This window comes from Caulobacter segnis, assembly GCF_023935105.1.
Taxonomy (GTDB): Bacteria; Pseudomonadota; Alphaproteobacteria; order Caulobacterales; family Caulobacteraceae; genus Caulobacter; species Caulobacter segnis_B.
Genome location: NZ_CP096040.1, coordinates 4,859,834 through 4,877,742, shown reverse-complemented (window position 1 = coordinate 4,877,742; position 17,909 = coordinate 4,859,834). Strand labels below are relative to the sequence as shown.

16 protein-coding genes are annotated in these 17,909 nt (G+C 65.0%); 9 read left to right on the top strand and 7 right to left on the bottom strand.

The genetic code is table 11. The features are described from left to right. Positions 1–398: 398 nt before the first annotated feature. Positions 399–530 (top strand): hypothetical protein, encoded by a 132-nt coding sequence (locus MZV50_RS26535; protein WP_289781888.1) that lies wholly within the window; start codon positions 399–401, stop codon positions 528–530. A 69-nt stretch (positions 531–599) separates the two neighbouring features. Here the strand turns inward: MZV50_RS26535 and MZV50_RS22695 are convergent, their stop codons facing one another. After that, complete coding sequence (locus tag MZV50_RS22695; RefSeq protein WP_252631600.1) at positions 600–980, bottom strand: DUF4267 domain-containing protein; 381 nt, start codon at positions 978–980, stop codon at positions 600–602. Between the two features lie 94 nt (positions 981–1,074). Between MZV50_RS22695 and MZV50_RS22690 the strand changes: the two genes are divergently transcribed. Beyond that, the gene (locus tag MZV50_RS22690) at positions 1,075–1,644 is read left to right on the top strand and encodes a TetR/AcrR family transcriptional regulator (protein WP_252631599.1); all 570 of its coding nucleotides are present in this window, start codon (positions 1,075–1,077) and stop codon (positions 1,642–1,644) included. 30 nt (positions 1,645–1,674) lie between these two features. Here the strand turns inward: MZV50_RS22690 and MZV50_RS22685 are convergent, their stop codons facing one another. Beyond that, positions 1,675–2,580, bottom strand: a complete 906-nt coding sequence (locus MZV50_RS22685) for an AraC family transcriptional regulator (RefSeq protein ID WP_252631598.1) — start codon at positions 2,578–2,580, stop codon at positions 1,675–1,677. A gap of 123 nt (positions 2,581–2,703) precedes the next feature. Between MZV50_RS22685 and MZV50_RS22680 the strand changes: the two genes are divergently transcribed. Together MZV50_RS22680 and MZV50_RS22675 are read left to right on the top strand one after the other, a co-directional pair. Beyond that, the gene (locus tag MZV50_RS22680) at positions 2,704–3,159 is read left to right on the top strand and encodes a DUF6640 family protein (protein WP_252631597.1); all 456 of its coding nucleotides are present in this window, start codon (positions 2,704–2,706) and stop codon (positions 3,157–3,159) included. A 51-nt stretch (positions 3,160–3,210) separates the two neighbouring features. After that, positions 3,211–4,143, top strand: coding sequence for an NADP-dependent oxidoreductase (locus MZV50_RS22675; RefSeq protein ID WP_252631596.1), 933 nt, complete (start codon positions 3,211–3,213; stop codon positions 4,141–4,143). 93 nt (positions 4,144–4,236) lie between these two features. Here MZV50_RS22675 and MZV50_RS22670 read toward each other — a convergent pair whose 3' ends face one another. Continuing rightward, positions 4,237–4,971: an SDR family NAD(P)-dependent oxidoreductase gene (locus MZV50_RS22670; RefSeq protein WP_252631595.1), complete on the bottom strand. Its 735-nt coding sequence runs from the start codon at positions 4,969–4,971 to the stop codon at positions 4,237–4,239. Positions 4,972–5,054: 83 nt separating this feature from the next. On the opposite strand from MZV50_RS22670, the gene MZV50_RS22665 reads away from it, so the two are divergent. Further along, the gene (locus MZV50_RS22665) at positions 5,055–5,468 is read left to right on the top strand and encodes a winged helix-turn-helix transcriptional regulator (RefSeq protein WP_252631594.1); all 414 of its coding nucleotides are present in this window, start codon (positions 5,055–5,057) and stop codon (positions 5,466–5,468) included. 315 nt (positions 5,469–5,783) lie between these two features. Here MZV50_RS22665 and MZV50_RS22660 read toward each other — a convergent pair whose 3' ends face one another. Together MZV50_RS22660 and MZV50_RS22655 are read right to left on the bottom strand one after the other, a co-directional pair. Continuing rightward, entirely contained in the window at positions 5,784–6,530 is a 747-nt protein-coding gene (locus MZV50_RS22660) for a siderophore-interacting protein (protein WP_252631593.1), read from the bottom strand. Beyond that, on the bottom strand, positions 6,530–7,225 hold the full coding sequence (locus MZV50_RS22655; RefSeq protein WP_252631592.1) for an O-methyltransferase: 696 nt from the start codon (positions 7,223–7,225) through the stop codon (positions 6,530–6,532). The genes MZV50_RS22660 and MZV50_RS22655 overlap by 1 nt, the downstream gene beginning before the upstream one ends. Before the next feature lie 147 nt (positions 7,226–7,372). On the opposite strand from MZV50_RS22655, the gene MZV50_RS22650 reads away from it, so the two are divergent. Together MZV50_RS22650 and MZV50_RS22645 are read left to right on the top strand one after the other, a co-directional pair. Then, complete coding sequence (locus MZV50_RS22650) at positions 7,373–8,185, top strand: AraC family transcriptional regulator (protein WP_252631591.1); 813 nt, start codon at positions 7,373–7,375, stop codon at positions 8,183–8,185. A 503-nt stretch (positions 8,186–8,688) separates the two neighbouring features. Next, a complete protein-coding gene (locus MZV50_RS22645) occupies positions 8,689–10,635 on the top strand; it encodes a hybrid sensor histidine kinase/response regulator (RefSeq protein WP_252631590.1) in 1,947 nt (648 codons plus the stop codon). 358 nt (positions 10,636–10,993) lie between these two features. Here MZV50_RS22645 and MZV50_RS22640 read toward each other — a convergent pair whose 3' ends face one another. Then, positions 10,994–12,262 carry an MFS transporter gene (locus tag MZV50_RS22640; protein WP_252631589.1) on the bottom strand — a complete coding sequence of 423 codons (1,269 nt, stop codon included), beginning with the start codon at positions 12,260–12,262 and terminating at the stop codon, positions 10,994–10,996. A gap of 337 nt (positions 12,263–12,599) precedes the next feature. Next, complete coding sequence (locus MZV50_RS22635) at positions 12,600–14,948, bottom strand: TonB-dependent receptor (protein ID WP_252631588.1); 2,349 nt, start codon at positions 14,946–14,948, stop codon at positions 12,600–12,602. 263 nt (positions 14,949–15,211) lie between these two features. On the opposite strand from MZV50_RS22635, the gene MZV50_RS22630 reads away from it, so the two are divergent. Both MZV50_RS22630 and MZV50_RS22625 read left to right on the top strand, forming a co-directional pair. Beyond that, positions 15,212–15,427 carry a hypothetical protein gene (locus tag MZV50_RS22630; protein WP_252631587.1) on the top strand — a complete coding sequence of 72 codons (216 nt, stop codon included), beginning with the start codon at positions 15,212–15,214 and terminating at the stop codon, positions 15,425–15,427. Then, on the top strand, positions 15,411–17,741 hold the full coding sequence (locus MZV50_RS22625; RefSeq protein ID WP_252631586.1) for an acetamidase/formamidase family protein: 2,331 nt from the start codon (positions 15,411–15,413) through the stop codon (positions 17,739–17,741). Before MZV50_RS22630 ends, MZV50_RS22625 begins: the two co-directional genes overlap by 17 nt. The last annotated feature ends 168 nt before the right edge of the window (positions 17,742–17,909 follow it).

The following is a 17,909-nucleotide window of genomic DNA, read 5'->3' as shown; positions in this document are numbered from 1 at the left end:
CCGCAGGGCGGCCAATACCCGGGTGCGATGATCAAACGAGCAGCGCCGAACCTTTGGATCGAGCCGGAGTTGATGAGGCCGTAACCCCGCGCAGGGCCCGCCATGTCCAAGCCCATAAGCCCGCCACCCGTTTCGGGCCAGGGCGATCTGGATCTTCCCGCCTATGTCACAACGGGTCGTCGGCCTGCGCGTGCGCCGCCAACCGCTGCAGCTGGGCATGCGACTTGCTCAGACGATGTCTGCCTTCCGGCCCCGAGCCAAGATCCGCTCTGTAGAAGCGCGAGCCTGGCAGATGCATATGCCGTTGTCGTGCAGGAGGCCTATGCGATTCTGGCGAAGCTGGAGACGTCGAGGCGATCCGGGCCCCCAAGACCTACGCCTTCCAGGTCGCCCGACTGGTGTTCCTGCAGGGCCTGCGCCGCACCAAGGTCGCGCCCATCGGCACGATCGCGGATCGGGCCGCGACCCAGGACATGCCGACCCAGGTTCGCAAGATCTTCTGGCTTCGCCGGGTCGATCGACGGCCTTGAGCCGATGACTTGCGGGCATCGTCGCCAGCTATTTTGCCGGGACGCCAGGACATGTCCGACAGGAACAGCTTAGACCCACCCCGTCACCAAAGGAATCGCCGCCAGGATCATCAGAGCCGCCGTAAGGCCATGGACGCCGAGCGCCTTTCCAGTCGAACCCTTCGCGGCGAAAATGAGCGACATGTCGCCTACCGGAATCATCGCTTCGATCAACAGGATGACGCCGAGCATTCGCGGCTCACCCCACAGCATCAATGCAAGCACGACCAGCCCCGCAGCCACATCGCGCACGCCCTTGAGGCGGAGCCACCAGGCGATGTTCGAGCCCTGCTCAGGCAGCGGCAGCCCGAAGCTCCGCATCGCCGTCTTTGGATTGGAAAGATACATAACGCCGATCGCGATGATCCCGAGCGCCGCGAGCAGCGCGACCCCCATTGAAAACCAGTACATAAGCACCTCCGTGTCGAAGATGCAGATAATCTAGCATTGCTATATTTTCAAGCGGCGATATAATTCGTGCGCGATTTGGGTGTTGGAGGTGAGATTGAGCATCGCCGAAAGAAAGGGACGGGACCGCGCGGATCGAGAGCGCCGCATCGCCGCGGCGGCGCGGGCGATCGCCGAAAGCGAGGGGTGGAGCGCAGTCACGATCCGCCGCCTGGCGGAGGAGATCGAGTATAGTCAGCCCGTACTTTACTCGCACTTCGAGAACCGGGATGCGATCGTGACGGCGGTCGCCACCGAGGGCTTTCGGGATCTGGCATCGGCCCTACGGCAGGCCGCGCAAGGATCAACCGGTCGTCGGACTGCACGCGCGAACGTCGCTTCGGCGTATCTCGTCTTCGCCCGCGAGCATCCTGCGCTCTACGAAGCGATGTTCACGATGCCGACGGGCCTGCGGTTCGCCGAAGCGGACGCCGGGCCGGAATTGAAAGACGCCTTTGCGGCATTGGCGGCCGTCATCGATTCCTCGCCGGATGTCGCCGAGGTTATGACCGAAACCTTCTGGGCGACCCTTCATGGCCTGGCCCAGCTGGAGCATGCGGGCCGAATCCGGCAGAGCGCACGCGATGAGCGCTTAAGACTGGTCGTCCTGGCCCTGGGCGAGCGCTGAGGCGGGCCTATTACCGTCCCCTTGCGATTGCTAGGCCGACGCACCCAGGCGAGCGTGATGGCGGGGCGTTCGTCCGGTTACGCGCTTGAACGCCGTCCGGAATGCGCTTTCGGACTCATAGCCAAGGGAGCAGGCGATCTTGCTGACAGGTTCACCGCGCGAGAGGCCCCGTCCGGCGAGCAGCATTCGCCAGCGCGTGAGGTACTCGATCGGCCCATCGCCAACCAGGGCCCGAAACCGGGCCGCGAAGCTCGATCGTGACATGCCGACCAGATCCGCCAGCTCGGCCACGGTCCAGCGTCTCGAGGGCTGGCGATGCATCGCGGCGATCGCCGTCCCCACAGGCTTGTCGGACAGCGCGAACAACCAGCCCCGGCCATCGCCCTCGCCGAGATAGAGGCGCAGCACCTGTACGAAGATCATGCACGCCAGCTGCTGGGCGATCAGGATGCCGCCAGGCTGACACTCGGTCAGTTCCTCGCGCAGTCGATCAAAGGCCCACCGTAATTTCGCGTGGCTGGTTTGCGCCTGCAGATGGAGGATGGGTGGCAGCACGTCGAGCAGCAGCTCGGCCTGCCAGCCCGCAAGCTGAAAATGACTGCCGAGCATGGCCACCCCGACGTCTTCGTTCAACTTGACGACCGCGCCTTCGCCGGCATCGAGGAAGTGACCTCGCCAATCGTCTGGGGGCAACGCAAGGTCGCTCGCGATCCGGAACGGTCGCCCGTGCGGCAGCAACACGCAATCACCCTGGCGGAGACGCTTAGGCTCACCGGCGCCCTCGACCGCGATCCAGCAGCTACCCTCGGTCACGGCATAGCATTTGATAGCCGCGTACCCCTCGAACCCGACCGACCAACGCCCGCCGGCTTCGAAGCCCCCGACGCGGTAGCTCCGCAGTTGCAGGAATGAGATCACGTCGGACAAAGGGTCCATTTGGACGATCCCAAACATACTGCGGACGAATGAGCATAGATCGTCTGAAAGAGCGCGCCTAGCGTCTAAGGCGAACCAAAGGGCGCTGTCCAGGGGGGCGGGCGCCGGAAGGAAAAGCCTCCCATGAACAGACCGCTCGTCGCGCGATGCCTCTTCACGATCAACGCTGTCGGGATCGCCGTTGGCGGCTTTGTCGCCGACTGGAACGGCAGTCATATCTTCAACCCTCGCTGGCCGCCGCACGCGAAGTTTCACGACGGACAGACCCTGGCGTTCGGGGTCCTACTCGCCGCGGCCACGCTCTTCTTCGCCTGGCGCCGATCGGGTGATCGGCGGACCAATATCCTGGCGGCGACCATCACCGGCGGCGTCTTGTATTGGGCGCAGGCGGGCGCCTTCTTCGCTCCGGGTGTCGCCTGGACCGATCCGGAGTTTCTCAAGGCCGGCCAGAGTCTCGATGACTTTCCACCGCAGATCTACTTCGAGGTTCTGGGGACCCTCGTGGTCGGTCTGGCCTCCTGGCTGGCGTGGCCGTCAAGGACAGACCAACACCCGGAGCTATCGCCCCGTCATGGGTGACGGTCTTCCGAGCTTCTCGCCTCTACCCTGGGATGACGGACTTCAGCGCTCATGAAGAAGATTCAGTATTCGCGATACGGCGGAACCGAAGAATTGCGGCTCGACGACGTGCCGCTGCCCGAGCCCGGGAAGGGGCAGGTTCGTGTTCGGGTCATGGCGGCTTCGTTCAACCCGATGGATGCGAAGATCCGGCGCGGTGCGATGAAGATGCTCTCGGGGTCTCGCTTCCCGCGCGGCCTGGGCCATGATTTCGCCGGTGTCGTCGAAGCCGTCGGACCGGGGGGGAGCGGGTTCAAGCCGAGCGACGAGGTCATCGGCGTCACATCCATTCCAAAAGCAGGCGCGATGGCCGATTATGTCGTCGCCGACGCGCAGAATATAGGGATCAAGCCCGCCGGCATGCCGTTCGAGGAAGCCGCCGCCTTGACGATTGTCGGCCTGACGGCCTGGACCGCGCTGGTCGCGAAGGCGAAGCTGAGCGAGGGCCAGATGGTGTTCGTCAACGGATGCCTGGGCGCGGTTGGCCGTTCGGCGGTGCAGATAGCGCGCATGTGCGGCGCAAGCGTTGTCGGCGCCTGCAGTCCAACGGACTTCGGGGCGGCTCGGACGCTGGGCGTCAGTGAGACGGTCGACTATCGCGCGCTCGAGGTCCATGCATTCGCGCGTCGCTTCGACGTCGTCTTCGACACGGCCGGTGCGTTGTCGCTGCGCCAGTGCGGCGTCATGTTGAAGCCATCTGGCATGTCGCTGCACATCGTACCCAACCTTGCCAAATGGGCCGGCTCCCTCTTCTCGTCACGCCACCATCTGGTTTTCGGTAACCCGACGCCGGAGAGCTTCGCGGGCATTGCCGAAGCCGCCGAGCGCGGCATACTCGTTCCGGTGATCGGCCGCACCGTGCCGCTATCCGAGGCTATCCCGGCGATCGCCGAATTTGCAAAGACGGGATCGCCGAAGGGAAAGTTGATCATCGCACCAGAGTGATCGTCCCTCGGACGCCTCGTTCAAAACACAAGCCAGCCGCCAGCGGGGCGATGGCCGGCCGGCAGCCGCCTATCGCCCCGCTGGCAGGCAGCCTTAAATCTGAGCCAGGCCGCCGTCGGTGAACAGCTCGCTGCCCGTCATGAAGCTGCTGTCGGGAGACGCCAGGAACGCAGCGGCCGCCGCGACTTCCGATGGGTCTCCGACATGCCCGATCGGCGTGGTCGCCCCCATCTCGATCATGGCGTCGCGGCCAACGACCTCGGCGGCGAGTTCGGTCAGGGTTGGTCCGGGCGAGAGCACGTTGACACGGATTCCCGTGCCGCGCAGGTCCTGCGCCCAGCTGCGCGCGAGATTGCGAACAGCGGCTTTCGAGGCGCTGTAGATGCTGAACGCAGGCGTGCCCATCACGCCGGTCGTCGAGCCGGTGAGAATGATCGAGCCGCCCTCGCGCATGAGCTCAAGGCCCTTCTGCACCGTGAAGATCGCGCCCTTCACATTGACGTCGAAGGTCTCGTCATAATGGGCAGGCGTGATCTGGCCCAGCGGGACAAGCGCGCCGGTTCCGGCATTGGCGAACAGGATATCGAGCGCGCCGCGTTCCTGCTTCACGGCATCGAACAGCCGATCCAGGTCGGTGGCGTCGCTCACCGATCCGGCAATGGCGCGGGCGTTAGGGCCAAGGCCGGCGATCGCGGCGTCTAGTTTCTCCTGCCGCCGGCCAAAGATGTAGACGAACGCGCCCTCCGCGATGAAGCGCTTCGCCGATGCGAGGCCAATGCCCGTACCGCCGCCGGTGATGATGGCGGTCTTGCCTTCAAGTCTGTTCATACGCGCCTCCAATTCGTGGTTGCACGCAGCTGGCCCTTCACATACCCAGCGACAAGTATGCACCTTTTGGTAAGTACCAAAAAATGTCCGATACGCTCGAAACCGCCGTCGTTAAGCCAGCGCCCATCGCTCCCGGTTTCACCTGCGGGCTCGATGCCACGCTGCGGATCATCGCGGGCAAGTGGAAGCCGCTGATCCTGTACTTCCTGCTGCGCGGACCGACCCGTTACGGAGAACTGAAGCGCGCCGTGCGCGACGTCAGCGACAAGGTGTTGATCCAGCAGCTGAAGGAGCTCGACGCAGACGGCGTAGTGCTCAGGACCGACTATAAGGAAGTGCCGCCGCGCGTCGACTACACGTTGACGCCGCTGGGAGAGAGCCTTGCCCTGGCGCTCGAGCCGTTATGTGCCTGGGGCGCGGAAAACATGGCGGAGATGCAGAAGATCTTCGCCGAGCGCGACAGCTGGCGACGGGACAAGGACGCCCGTCGGTCCTAGTTCGCGCGTAGAGCATCGACGGACCCGCCGGGGTCGCCGATCCGATCGCTTTCCTGGCGTCTCTACGCGCAGCAATAACCAGCACCTGCCAACCTTCGCGTTTTTTCGCGAGTCGTACTGTTTGGCGATCTGACGGTTTTCCCCAGTTGGTCGCGTAGATGTTAGCGTGGTTCGTCCGGTCCAACGAACCAAGCCGATGGCTCTTGGCGCAACGCCGCCAACATTCGGACGTGTAGGCCGGCTGGGCAAGACCGAGAAGGTTCATTTGCGCCTTTCTACATCCGCAAGGACTTCCACCGACCGTCGGGATTTGCGTCAATCCAGACCGACCTTGCCGGGCGCCCAATAGGCCTTGGCGGCGACACGCCCCGACGGGACGCCCTGATGCATCATGCCTTGGCGGAGCTTCTGGATCGCGCCCGCCCTTCCGGTCAGGACGAAAGCGGCGCCGGCGGCGGCCCGTGACGCGAACTCGGCCGCCACCGCCTTGAGGTGCGCGTCATCGGGCGTCCTCTCGAACAGCATGGCCTCCTTCAAGCCGAGGCGCGCTGCGACCGTCTTGGCGTGGTCGACGTCGCCGACCTCAAGGACACACGAGACGGTGCAGGCGCCGCCTTGCGCCGACAGGGCATGGGCCAGGCCCATCGACGTTTCGTCGCCGAAGACGGTCACCGGTCCTGCCAAGCCCGCCACATCCAGCGAGGGACGCGGGCCGAACAGGTCGCATTCGACGCCGGCTTTGAGCGTTCGGAGCCAAGCGCTTCCCGGCCCGTCGCCATGGGCGTAGCCCAGCAGCTGGGTGCGGCCTTGCGAGCTTTCCCAGGCGATCGGGGTGTAGGTGCGCGCTGCGAACGCCGAACCCATGGCGATCTGGATCTTCTGTCCCGGCGTCCAGGTCGCGCCCGCCAGGGCGGGCCCCTCCAACGTGATCAGCCGGAAGTCAGGGGCCAGCGGCTCGACGACGACGACGGTCGCGCGCTTCATCACCAGGCTTGTAAGCGCCTTGCTCAGCCGAGCGAGCGGGCCGGGCTTCGGCCGCAGCGAGATGGTCATCTTCGCCATCACGCCACCCTGACGGCGAACACGTTACCGCGCCCTTCGTCGAGCGGCAGCGTCTGGGCGAGGTAGCCATTGGCGGGCGCGCGGATATAGTCGAGATAGTCCGGATCGAAGGCGTTCTCGCCCAGGACCACGGCGCCGGGCCGCAGATGGGGTTCGACCAGCTTGAGCACCGTTAGGTAGAGCGAGAAGGCGCCGTCCACCAGCAGCAGATCGACATCTCCGCCGACGTCCTTCAGCGTCTCGCGCGCATCGCCTTCACGGATCTCGACCAGATCGCCCAGGCCCGCGGCCTCAAGGTTGCCACGGGCGCGCGCCACTTTGCCGGGTTCGAACTCGGAGCCGATCAGCCGCCCGCCGCCATTGTCGCGCAGAGCCGCGGCCAGATAGATCGTCGAAATCCCCATCGAGGTGCCGAACTCGACGATACGGCTCGCCTTGCAGGCGCGCGCCATGGCGTAGAGGAACCGTCCATAGGTCGGGGTCACCGCCAGGTAGTTGTCGGCATAGCGGTGATAGATCGCGCGGTAGTCGGCGCGCTCTTCGGCCATCATCTCGACGATCAGCGTCTCCATCGATGCGTCCTGCGCCCCGAAGGTCTCGACCATGGCTTCGAGATGCTCGCGATCCGAAGCCTCGGCGTCGCGGTGCAACTGGGTCAACAGCTCGGCGACTCGTTCGCTGGCCAATGTGGTCACGATATCCTCCTGCGATGCGCGAAGCCGGCGCGGTCTCGACTTCTTCCGGCAGCCCGGATAGACGGGCGCGGACTTGGCGTCATTCCGAAGGATGGCCAGAATGTTATCCAATCTTGCCATCGCTCCCAGCCGCCTCGGGCGTCCGACATGCCGATCCTGACCAGCGCGGATGCGGGCGAGACCTGGATCGAACCCGACGAGGTGCCTCGCCCCATCGTGGCCTTCGGCGTGGCGATGGAGGACGTCGGCGGGATCGAGATCGACCCTCATCGCCATAGGAAGGGCCAGATCATCCTGGTGCAGCGGGGTGCGCTCAGCTGCGAGGTCGAGGGCGGCCTGTGGATCGTGCCGCCGCGCAGCGCTCTCTGGATCCCCGGGGACGCGCTGCACGCCGTCAAGGCCAGCGGCGCGCTCGAGGGCTATAACGCCTTCATAGATCCGAAGGTCGGGGCAGCCCTGCCCAAGGCGTGCTGCGCGGTGTCGGTGACGCCCCTGCTGCGCGAACTCCTGATCCGTGCGGCGCATCTGCCCTATCTGTACGAGGAAGGCGGCGCCCATTCGCGGCTGGTGGTCGTGCTGCTCGACGAGCTCGCCGCGGCGAAGGTCGAGGACCTGCACCTACCCATGCCGGCCGACCCCCGCCTGCGCAGGATCGTCGACGAGATGATGGCCGCGCCGGCGGCGCGAGGAACTCTGGCCAGCTGGGCCAGGCGGGCCGGACTGAGCGAACGCAGCCTGATGCGGTTGATCGCCCGGGAAACCGGCATGAGCTTTGGACGCTGGCGCCAACAACTGGGCGTCGTGCTGGCCGTGAAGTGGCTGGCCGGCGGCGTCTCGATCCAGGCGGTCGCGACGGACCTGGGCTATGAGAGCACGCCCAGCTTCGTGACCATGTTTCGAAAGGCGCTTGGGGCGTCGCCGGGACGCTATATGGCCGAACGGCATCCGTCGCGAGGTTGACGTCCTTGCGATCCGCGCTCCTGGATCGGCGTTCGCCCACTATGGCTCGTGGTCGGAGCCTTGGCGGCCTTCAGGCTGTTCAAGCTGCCGCTCTTGGGGACGTCGGGCCAGCAGCGGGCGGACGACTCGTCGGCGTCGGTCCGCGCGGCCCTGTTCCAGAAGCACAGCGCGGCGATCCAACGCGCAAACCGGCCGGGCAGAGTGATTACCCGCCAGTCTCAGAGAGCGTAAGACGAGGCGGGGCTGACTTAACGTAGCGCGGACATATGGCCGTCGCTCAAGCTTCTCTTCGCAGCTTGTTGGCGCCTTGCGCGCGGAGCCGCGGCACGCATGCATGGGAACAGTGGCAGAACGTGCTGCCTATGGAGCACTGACACCTTCACCGAAGCGGGCGGGCCCTTTCACACGGGTCGACCTGATGAAGTGCGACATTCAACTCGGGCTCGATCAATAACCCGTCAAGTGTTGAGAGCCGACTGTCGCTGGCCATGAAGGGGAACGCCGTGGATATCGGTCAAGCTGCTGACATCGACGTGCGCCTGGCCGCTCTCCAGTCCCTCGGGTTGCTGGATTTCGAGCGCGAGCCGGCGTTCGATCTGATCGCCGAAGCCGCGCGCGCGGCCGTAGGGGCGGATGGCGGATTCGTCACGTTCGTGGGCGCTGAGCACGTCTGGTTCAAGGCCGCGTCGGGGGTCGAGGTCGAGCGGCTGCCAAGGTCACACGCTTTCTGCGATCGCGTGGTTAGGACGAAGGCCGTCGTCGTCATCGAGAACGTCAGCCAAGACCGGGAGTTTGCTCACATCGATGACGTCGCCGCCTATGCAGGCGTCCCTGTCTTCGTCCAGGACCACGTCGTTGGAACGGTCTGCGTCACCAGCGGCGCGCCGCGGTCTTTTGGTGAGATGCAAATAGTTCAGCTCGACCTTTTGGCGCGCATGGTCAGCGAACGCCTGGAAACGCGGCGGGAAAAGCTCTTCCTGTCGCAGCTTTTCAACGGGACATCCGATGCGGTGCTGATCGTCGACGAGCAGCAGCTTATCGTGCACTGGAACGCTGGAGCCGAAGCACTGTTTGGCTACTCTGCGCGGGAGGCGCTGGGCCAGCCCCTGAGGATGATCATCCCGCCGCACCTTCGCGTGGGCCATGACCGCGGCTTCGCCCGGCTATGCAACGGCGGGCGACCGACCCTGACCGGAGCGGTCGAGGTGCCGGCGCTGCGCCGGGACGGTTCGGAATTTCCCGCCAGCCTGTCGGTTTCAACGTGGCGCGATAACGAGCGCACCATGGTGGGGGCTATCGTCCGGGACATCTCCGATCGCGAGGCGTTGCACCAGGCCCGCGTCGCCAGCGAGGCCAAGACCCGCTTCCTGGCTAATATGAGCCATGAGATCCGTACGCCCTTGAACGGTATCCTTGGTCTGGGTGATGTCCTGTCGCGCACGGCGCTGGCGTCGGAACAAGCCGAGTTGCTCCGCGCTATGACCGGCGCGGCGCGGACTCTGGAAGCCCTGCTCAGCGATCTGTTGGATCTAGCGCGTTCGGAGGCGGGCGCGTTGCGCATTGCCGATGAACCGTTCGACCTTAATGGCCTAGCGCGCGAAGTTGGCGAGCTTCACCGGCCTACGGCGGAGGCCAAAGGTCTTACCTATGAGGTCGAAGCTCCACCAGGGGAACACTGGGTGACCGGCGACGCCGTTCGTCTCCGCCAAGTGCTGGGCAACCTCCTCAGCAACGCCGTCAAGTTCACGCACGCGGGCTCCGTGCGCTTGGAGGTCGCGGACAAAGACGGCTGGCGCTTCCAGGTCAACGATACCGGGATCGGCTTTGACGCGGCGGCCAAGGACCGCATCTTCGATCGCTTCGTCCAGGCCGACGATTCCATTACGCGGCGTTACGGGGGATCGGGCCTTGGCCTGGCGATCAGCGCTGATCTCGTCCGAGCCATGGGCGGGGAGCTGTCGGCTGTTTCGACGCTGGGAATCGGTTCCTCTTTCGCTTTTCGCCTCACCCTACCCGATGCGCCGCCGCCGAGCGTGGCGGCGGAGCCCTTGGCTTGCCAGGAGCGGGCCGTCCGGGTGCTGCTGGCCGAGGACCACCCCGTCAATCGCAAGGTCATCGAACTGATCCTAGGCGAGGTCGGCGCGGAGCTTACCTCGGTGTGCGACGGGCGAGAGGCCGTTGAGGCCTTCGACGCGGCGGATTTCGATCTGGTCCTGATGGACATGCAAATGCCGGTGATGGACGGGCTGTCCGCAACGCGCGAAATCCGCGCGCGACAGAAGCAGCTAGGCCAGCGCCGCTGCCCGATCATAATGCTGACCGCCAATGTCTTGCCGGAGCATTTGCGGGCTACCTTTGAGGCGGGAGCCGATCGCCACCTTGCCAAGCCGATCGAGGCCGCGCGCCTTTTGTCAGCAATGGACGAAATACTGGCCGAGCAAACATTCTGACGCAGATGCGTCGTCTTCGCTATGACCGTCATCCGTAAGCATGGCAGTCAAACGCGCATTCGCTGATAGGCATCGCGATGGTTCGACGATCACGGCGGAGTTAAACCGGTGGCGCGGCTCCAACCAGGCCTCCACGTCCGACCCGCCGGTCATTTCGCCGCCGAACGGCAGCTTACTGGAAGGCTCCTTGAGCCTACTCTTGGCGCGAATGATCAATTCGGAAACCTAAATCCCTCGTGCATATCCGTCTAAGGACGACGGAAGCGGCGAGACTTTCAGCGCCTTACAAGTGCGACGAGCTAGAGCCAGCCTCTGGATGGCTCACGAGGTCGCGCCAGGCGCCGTTATTCGGCAGCGGTCAGGGACGGCGCGCTGACGGGCTGGTGTTCGGCGCCGTTCGTCCGTCGGCGCGGCGCGCGGGCGCCGGTGGCCGCAAGAACAAGGCGGTGACCACGACCGCCATCGCCAGCAGGCCCGCGAAGGCCAGGAACACCGGCGTGAAGCTCTTGGTAGTGTCGGCGCTCCATCCAGCCACCAGCGGGCCGATCACCGCCAGGGTGGTGGCCATGGTGGCCATCGCCACCATCTCACCGGCGATGGCGCCACCAAAATAGCGTAGCAGCAGCACATGGGCGCTGAGCCAGGACAAGCCCCAGCCGACGCCGAACAGCAGGGCGGACACATAGGCCAGGGCTGGCGTACCGGCGACACAAAGCAGCAGCATGGCCGCGCACTGGAGAGCCAGACCCCAAACCAGCAGGAGCTTGGGGTTGACCTTCTCGCTCAGAGCGCCGGTTACGCCCTTGGCCAGCGTGCCCGTCAGGGCCAGCAGGCTCATGGCGAAGGCGCCGGCCGCTGGACCGTGGCCGAAGCTGGCGACATGGGCCACCAGCGACGAGTGCATGGTGGTCACGACGGTCTGGACGATCATCATCGCCAGGGCCAGCAGGACGAAGGATCGGCTCGTCAACGCCTGGCGCACCGACCATGACACGGGCTTGGCCTGCGCGTCGGCGGTCTTCTCCGTCAGGCCGGCGTTCTTGACATCGGAGACGTCGATGACCGGGACGGCGTCCTTCACCGCCGCCAGGCTCATCAATCCAACCGCCAGGGCGGCGACGGACATCACCATCCAATGCGTCCGCCAACTGCCTGTCGTCGAAACGATAGCGCCGACCACCAGCGGCCCGACCACGCCGCCGAAGGCGCCCGCCATGAAATAGAAGCCGATCATGCGCGATGAGGTCTTCGGGAACCAACTCGCCAGCAGGTAGACCGCCGGCGAGGGGGCGACCAGCGAGAACCCCACCCCCATTAGCGCCGTGGCGACGAAGAACACCCCAATGCCCTGAACCGTGGCCGCCAGGAGGAAGCCGACCGCCAGGGCGAGCCCGCCGAGAAACATCGTCAGGCGGGTGCCAACCCATTTCATCAGCATCGGGGGCAGCGGGCTGCTGAGCCCACAGGCCAAGCCCAGGATCGAAAAGCTCATGCCCGCGGCGGCTTGCGACCAGCCCAGCTCGGCCACCATGGAATAGAGCACGTAGCCCAGAGAGGTGAACGTGGTCGCCGTGACGAAGAAGAACCCCAGCGACACCACGACCATAATCAAGATGCTGCGCGACATGCCTCGACTCCTCGCCATCGCCGCCTCCGGTCCGACGCCTCCGCCTGGCCGCGCTGGCGTCGTGAGAGGGCGCCGGACGCGACAAGGCGCGCCTCTTCCGGCGAACCCAGGGTGCGCCGGCCCCGGCGCCCAGGCTTGACGCTTCGCGCCTCAAGACTTGACGATCGGCGATGCCGATGATGAGGCGGCAGGACAGCGACCCCGCGCGTCTCCGATCAGCGCTAGGCTTTCGGCCCATGGCGGAAGGTCGACGGCGTGCATGCCGAAGCTCCAAGGAAGATCAGAGGGCCGCGCCTGGCGGGCGATCGGTGAAGGCGGCTCCCGTCAGGCCGACTGATCAGAACTTGTAGCCGACGGAGGCGATCCACTGCCTTGGCGGGATGAAGGTGTCAGTTACCTGGGCGCTGCCATAGGGGTCGCTGAACCGCGAGTTCAGGCCGGCGGTGTCGAACAGGTTGGTCACCGACAGCGACAAGGCGATCTTGCTGTCGTTTGGCTCGTATTTGAAGAACAGGTTGACGACGTCGTAGGAGGGCACGCGATCGATCGCGCCCTCATTGAACAGCCGGTACTGGTACTGGCCACGATAGGCATACTCGGCCTTGGCCGTCAGGAACCCCGGCCCAATTTGGTTGGTGTAAGTGGCGCTCAGCGAGCCCTGCAGGTCGGGCAGTTTGGGCACATCGTTGCCGTTGATGTTCTGGCGTGCGGCGTCACGCGCCAGGACGGCGGGGAAGAAGTTGCTCCAGAACAGATAGCCGGGATAGCCGGCGGCGTTCTGGGCGGCCTCGGCCTTGGCCTGGTCAAGAGCGTAGTAGTCCTTGTCGAATTCGCCCTTCAGCAGCGATACCGAGCCTTCGATGCGCAAATGCCGGGACGCCAGCCATGAGGTCTCGGCCTCCAGACCATAGATCCGGGCGCTCGGCGCGTTGCTGGCGCCCTCGCCATAGAGGATCGGGTCTTCCTCCAGAAACTGCATGTTCTTGTAGTCGTAGACAAAGGCCGAAAGGTTCAGCTGCAGCGTGTTACCCAAAAAGCGGTTCTTCGAACCGACCTCCAGGGAGTCGACGATTTCAGGCTTGAAGGTCGGCTTGATTGAGTAGGAATTTCCGGAGGCGGCCGAGCTATTGATCCCGCCCGGTTTGTAGCCGCGCGTATAGCTGGCATAGAGCATGTTGGCCGGGGTGTACTGGTAGTTCAGGGCCAGCTTTCCGGTCGTCTCCTGGGTGTTCAGGCCTTGGGTCGGCTGTGGCTGGAGATAAGCGCCGGACGTGGCCGAGCCGTTGCTGGCGGCTTCGCCGCTGTACTTGTCGTCGTTGTAGCGTAGACCCGCCGTCAGGCTCAGCTTGTCGGAAATCTGGTAGGCGCCCTGGAAATAGGCCGCCCAGGACTTGCGCGTGATCGCCGACAGTTCGGCATAGGACAGGGCCGCCACGCGGGGATCGTCCCAGGCGGTGTCTTCGGGCAGCGGCGGGGTGACCAGATTGTTGTCGTCGGCGTTGTACTCGACGATGTACTGCGAATTGGTCGACTTCAGATAGACGGCGCCGGCGATCCACTGAAACGGTCCCTCAGCCGTGGAGGTGAGGTTGAATTCCTGGGTGTACGACTTACCCCGGCTGCGCCACAGCGGGACGTGGTCGTAGCGATACCCGCCGAAGGTCAGCGGACTGTAGGTCTCGGCGTAGAACAGGCTGGCCGTCAGGGCGTCTGCGTCCCAGGCCTGCTTGCTGAGCAGCTTCTGATAGCTGCTGATCGAGGTCAGGGTCGCCCAAGGCAGCTTATACTTAACGACCGCCGAATAGAGCTTTGTGTCCACCAGCGACTGGCTCGGATAGTCCTGGGTCAGTTCGCGAGGGTTGGGATTGGGGTCCAGGATGTTTTTCTGGGCCGGCCCGTGGGTGTCGCTCTTGTACTGAATCGTGCTGAGCACCACCGAGAGATCGTCGGTCGGCGTCCACAGGCTCGATAGCTTCCAGCCGGTCTCGTCGGCTTCGTCCAGTTCATAGTCCGAATAGCCCGCGACCCCGGTGGCCTTGGCGTAGCCGTCGTGCGCGTAGCGCTGGACCGCGCCACGGACCGCGAACTTGTCGCCCAGCGGAACGTTGACCGCCGCGTCGCCCTTGAACAGCCCGTGATTGCCGCTGCCTAGATTGACCGTCGCGACGTAATCGCCCAGCACGGGCTTGTTGGTCACCACATTGATCGTGCCGCCCGTCGAACCCTGGCCGAACATCGTGCCCTGAGGGCCACGCAGCACTTCGACCTGGGCGACGTCGATGAAGGCGGCGTTGGCGGCGATCGAGTTGAAGATGTAGACGCCGTCAACGTGGTACGAGACGCCCGGCTGGGTGTTGGTGTTCTCCGGGGTTTCCGAGCCGACGCCGCGGATCGAGATCACGCGCTCGCCGCCGCCGCTGCGGGCGACGACCAGGCCGGGCACCAGGCCGTTCAGGCCGGTGATGTCGGTGATGTTACCCTGGGTCAGGGTCTCGGCCGTCACCGCCGACACCGACAAAGCGCTTTTCTGCAGGTCCACGGGGCGCCGTTCGGCCGTCACAACCACCTCTTCCAACTGGCTGGCCTGTTGGTCGACGGTCGGTTCCACTGCGAAGGCCGACGTCGCCAGGAATGCGGGCGCGGTCATCGAGACCGACAACAGCAGCACCACCCTGGTGGTCGCCATTCCACAATATTGCAAACGCATCAGCATGCCCTCTGTGGTCCAGACTGAACCCGTACGACCTGCGCCGACGAACGAGCTCTAGCGCGGCCACACTGAGGCTGGGCGTGCGATCCATCTTGTCGTCCGGCGTCCCATTTCTTGCGCTGCGCCACCCTGGGGCGGCGCTTGAGCCGGGATTGCGAGATGGGGTCAAGCCGGCTTCTCGCGCCAAGATCGACGTCCGAGACGCAAGGCGTGCGCGCTGGTGCAAGCGCGCGGGCGCCATGGCGCAAACCGATCTGAGCTTCTGCCTCGAAACGGCGTCGGCGAAGACCTCTCCGCACGAATCCCCAGCAATTGCCCCCGGACCGGGATTTGTAGTCGGCGCGGCGTCGCGCCGCTCGAATTTGCAAGGACAATTCGATCCAGGATCGGCTGGCGGAGAGTTCCGCCACCGGAAAGAAGTCTGCTTCGAGATCAACGGTGCGTTTTACGACTAACGCCTTTCCCAAGGAGCAGCGCCAGGAAGCTTGGCGCTTTGCGCTGCAGCGACTGTCGATCGAGTTGCTGGACAACCAGGCCGAGCTCTACGGCGAGCTGGTCACGTTCCGCACGGCCCTGGGAATGCAATTCGTCCGTATCGCCGGTACGCGGCAGTCGCTCGCCGTCGACTTCAGCCAGAGCGCGTCCTGCATCTGGTTGGTTCTACTGCTTGACGGCGAGCTGACCGTGACCAGCGGTCGGACCGTGCGGATCCTCGCCGGGGGCGCCATCGTGTGCGGAAGCGACCTGGTCGGCGCGCGCTTGGACTTGCACGGTGACGGCCGGCTCCTGATCGTCCGTGTTCCTCAGGCCTTGCCGACGCTGAAATCCCGAACGCCGGCGCCCGCCGCGATCAACTGCCTGGATGGCGCCTCCGGGCTGGACGGCATGCTTTCAGGTTTGCTGAGCTCGGTCGCTGAAACCCTCAATGAGGTGGAGGCCGATCACATGCGGCCTGTTGAAGCCGCCTTACCCGAGTTCATCGCCGCTCTGCTGCTCGACTCCGCCCCCGACAAGGACAGGGGCGGTTCGGCCGGCGGGCGAGCCTCGCTACTGGATCGCGTCTTCCAGACCATCGAAATGCGCCTCAGCGATCCCGAGCTGAGCCTGCAGCAGGTCGCCAAGGAGCACGGCATATCGTCGCGCTACCTGCAGAAGCTGCTCGCCTCCATCGACGAGAGCTTCAGCCATTTCGTGAAGGCGCGGCGGTTGGAGCGCTGCCGGTTGGACCTGGGAAGCCCGCTGCATGCGCAGAGGTCGATCTCCGAGATCCTCTTCCAGTGGGGGTTCAACGACTCCGCCTCCTTTAGCCGCGCCTTTCGAGAGCGGTATGGCGTGAGCCCGCGCGAATATCGCAAGGCGCCCGCGATCAACGATGAAAACGCACGGGTCCTGCTTCGAGGCCTGCCCGCCTCGATCCGCAAGCCCAAACGAGTCTCGCCAGGTTTGCCGCCTATCGAGGACGAGGACGGCGAGGTCGCGGACGCCGCACCGTCCGAAGACGTCCCCCTGCCCCCGATCGGGCGGGGCTTTCGCCATCATCTCCTGAAGGCGTCTCCCGAAACCGTCCATTGGGGCTATTTCAGTCGCGCCCTGAAGCCCGTGATCGAGGTCGAGTCCGGCGACTACGTCACGGTCGAGACGCTGACCCACCACGCCTATGACGACTACGAGCGGATGATCGAAGGCGATCCCGGCGCCGAAAGCGTCTTTCGCTGGACGGCGGAGGGTAAGGCGGTCGATCGGCGAGGGGCTGGGCCCATCGACGGCTCGGCGCTGGGGCGCGGGGCGGGGGAGGGATTCGGGGTGCACATTTGCACCGGACCGATCGCGATCGCCGGCGCCAAGCCCGGCGACGTGGTCGAGGTCAAGATCCTCGAAATCACGCCGCGCCCCAGCCAGAACAGCCGCTTCCGGGGCCGCGCGTTCGGCAGCAACGCCGCCGCCTATTGGGGTTTTCACTACACCGACCTGCTCACCGAGCCCAAGCCGCGCGAGGTGGTGACCATCTACGAGGTGGAGCACCAACACGGCCGGGCGTGCGCGCACGCCGTCTACAACTATCGCTGGACGCCGCAGACCGATCCCTTCGGCGTGACGCACGATCGGATCGACTATCCCGGCGTGCCCGTAAATCTCGACACCGTCGTGCGGAACTTCGATGTGCTACGCAACATCGAGGTGCCCGTGCGGCCGCACTTCGGCGTGGTGGCCATGGCGCCAAACCATGCCGACCCCGTCGATTCTGTCCCGCCGTCCAACTTTGGCGGCAATATCGACAATTGGCGCTTGGGAGCCGGCGCCAGTCTTTTCCTGCCCGTCGGCGTGCCGGGGGGACTGCTCTCATTGGGCGATCCGCATGCCTCACAAGGCGATTCCGAACTGTGCGGCACGGCCATCGAATGCTCGATGACGGCGCTCATCCAGATCGTCCTCCATCCCGCCAGGATCGCGCGCGAGCCGCTGAGGGATCTCGACTATCCGTTGCTCGAAACCAAGGATGAATGGGTGATCTTCGGCTTCACCCATCCAGAGTACCTCAAGGAGATGGGCCCGGCGGCGCAAAGCGAGGTCTACAAGAAGTCCTCGATCGATCTGGCCATGCGCGACGCCTTCCGGAAAGCGCGGCGTTTCCTGATGACGACCCGGAACCTTAGTGAGGACGAGGCGATCTCGCTGCTGTCGATAGGCGTTGATTTCGGCGTCACCCAAGTGGCGAACGGAAACTGGGGCGTCCACGCCATCATCCGTAAGGCCATGTTCGCCAGCTAGGGGCTAATGGCCGGCGCGCTCCGGGTGTCGCGGGCCCCACTGGGTTCCGCCGCCATGATCGTCACCGCGGCCGTCTACGCGCTCTGGCGGGGCTTCGATACCGCCAGTCTCGCCAGGGCGTGTTTGGCCAAGACCCTTACCTTGAGCGGCGCCAACGGAATGACATTG

Excerpts from the sequence above, each read along its gene's own strand:
- MZV50_RS22675 (WP_252631596.1), top strand. The coding sequence starts at position 3,211 with ATGAAGAAGATTCAGTATTCGCGATACGGCGGAACCGAAGAATTGCGG.
- MZV50_RS22695 (WP_252631600.1), bottom strand. The coding sequence starts at position 980 with ATGTACTGGTTTTCAATGGGGGTCGCGCTGCTCGCGGCGCTCGGGATC.
- MZV50_RS22660 (WP_252631593.1), bottom strand. The coding sequence starts at position 6,530 with ATGGCGAAGATGACCATCTCGCTGCGGCCGAAGCCCGGCCCGCTCGCT.
- MZV50_RS22680 (WP_252631597.1), top strand. The coding sequence starts at position 2,704 with ATGAACAGACCGCTCGTCGCGCGATGCCTCTTCACGATCAACGCTGTC.
- MZV50_RS22685 (WP_252631598.1), bottom strand. The coding sequence starts at position 2,580 with ATGGACCCTTTGTCCGACGTGATCTCATTCCTGCAACTGCGGAGCTAC.
- MZV50_RS22665 (WP_252631594.1), top strand. The coding sequence starts at position 5,055 with ATGTCCGATACGCTCGAAACCGCCGTCGTTAAGCCAGCGCCCATCGCT.
- MZV50_RS22650 (WP_252631591.1), top strand. The coding sequence starts at position 7,373 with ATGCCGATCCTGACCAGCGCGGATGCGGGCGAGACCTGGATCGAACCC.
- MZV50_RS22635 (WP_252631588.1), bottom strand. The coding sequence starts at position 14,948 with ATGGCGACCACCAGGGTGGTGCTGCTGTTGTCGGTCTCGATGACCGCG.
- MZV50_RS22630 (WP_252631587.1), top strand. The coding sequence starts at position 15,212 with ATGGCGCAAACCGATCTGAGCTTCTGCCTCGAAACGGCGTCGGCGAAG.
- MZV50_RS22670 (WP_252631595.1), bottom strand. The coding sequence starts at position 4,971 with ATGAACAGACTTGAAGGCAAGACCGCCATCATCACCGGCGGCGGTACG.
- MZV50_RS22640 (WP_252631589.1), bottom strand. The coding sequence starts at position 12,262 with ATGTCGCGCAGCATCTTGATTATGGTCGTGGTGTCGCTGGGGTTCTTC.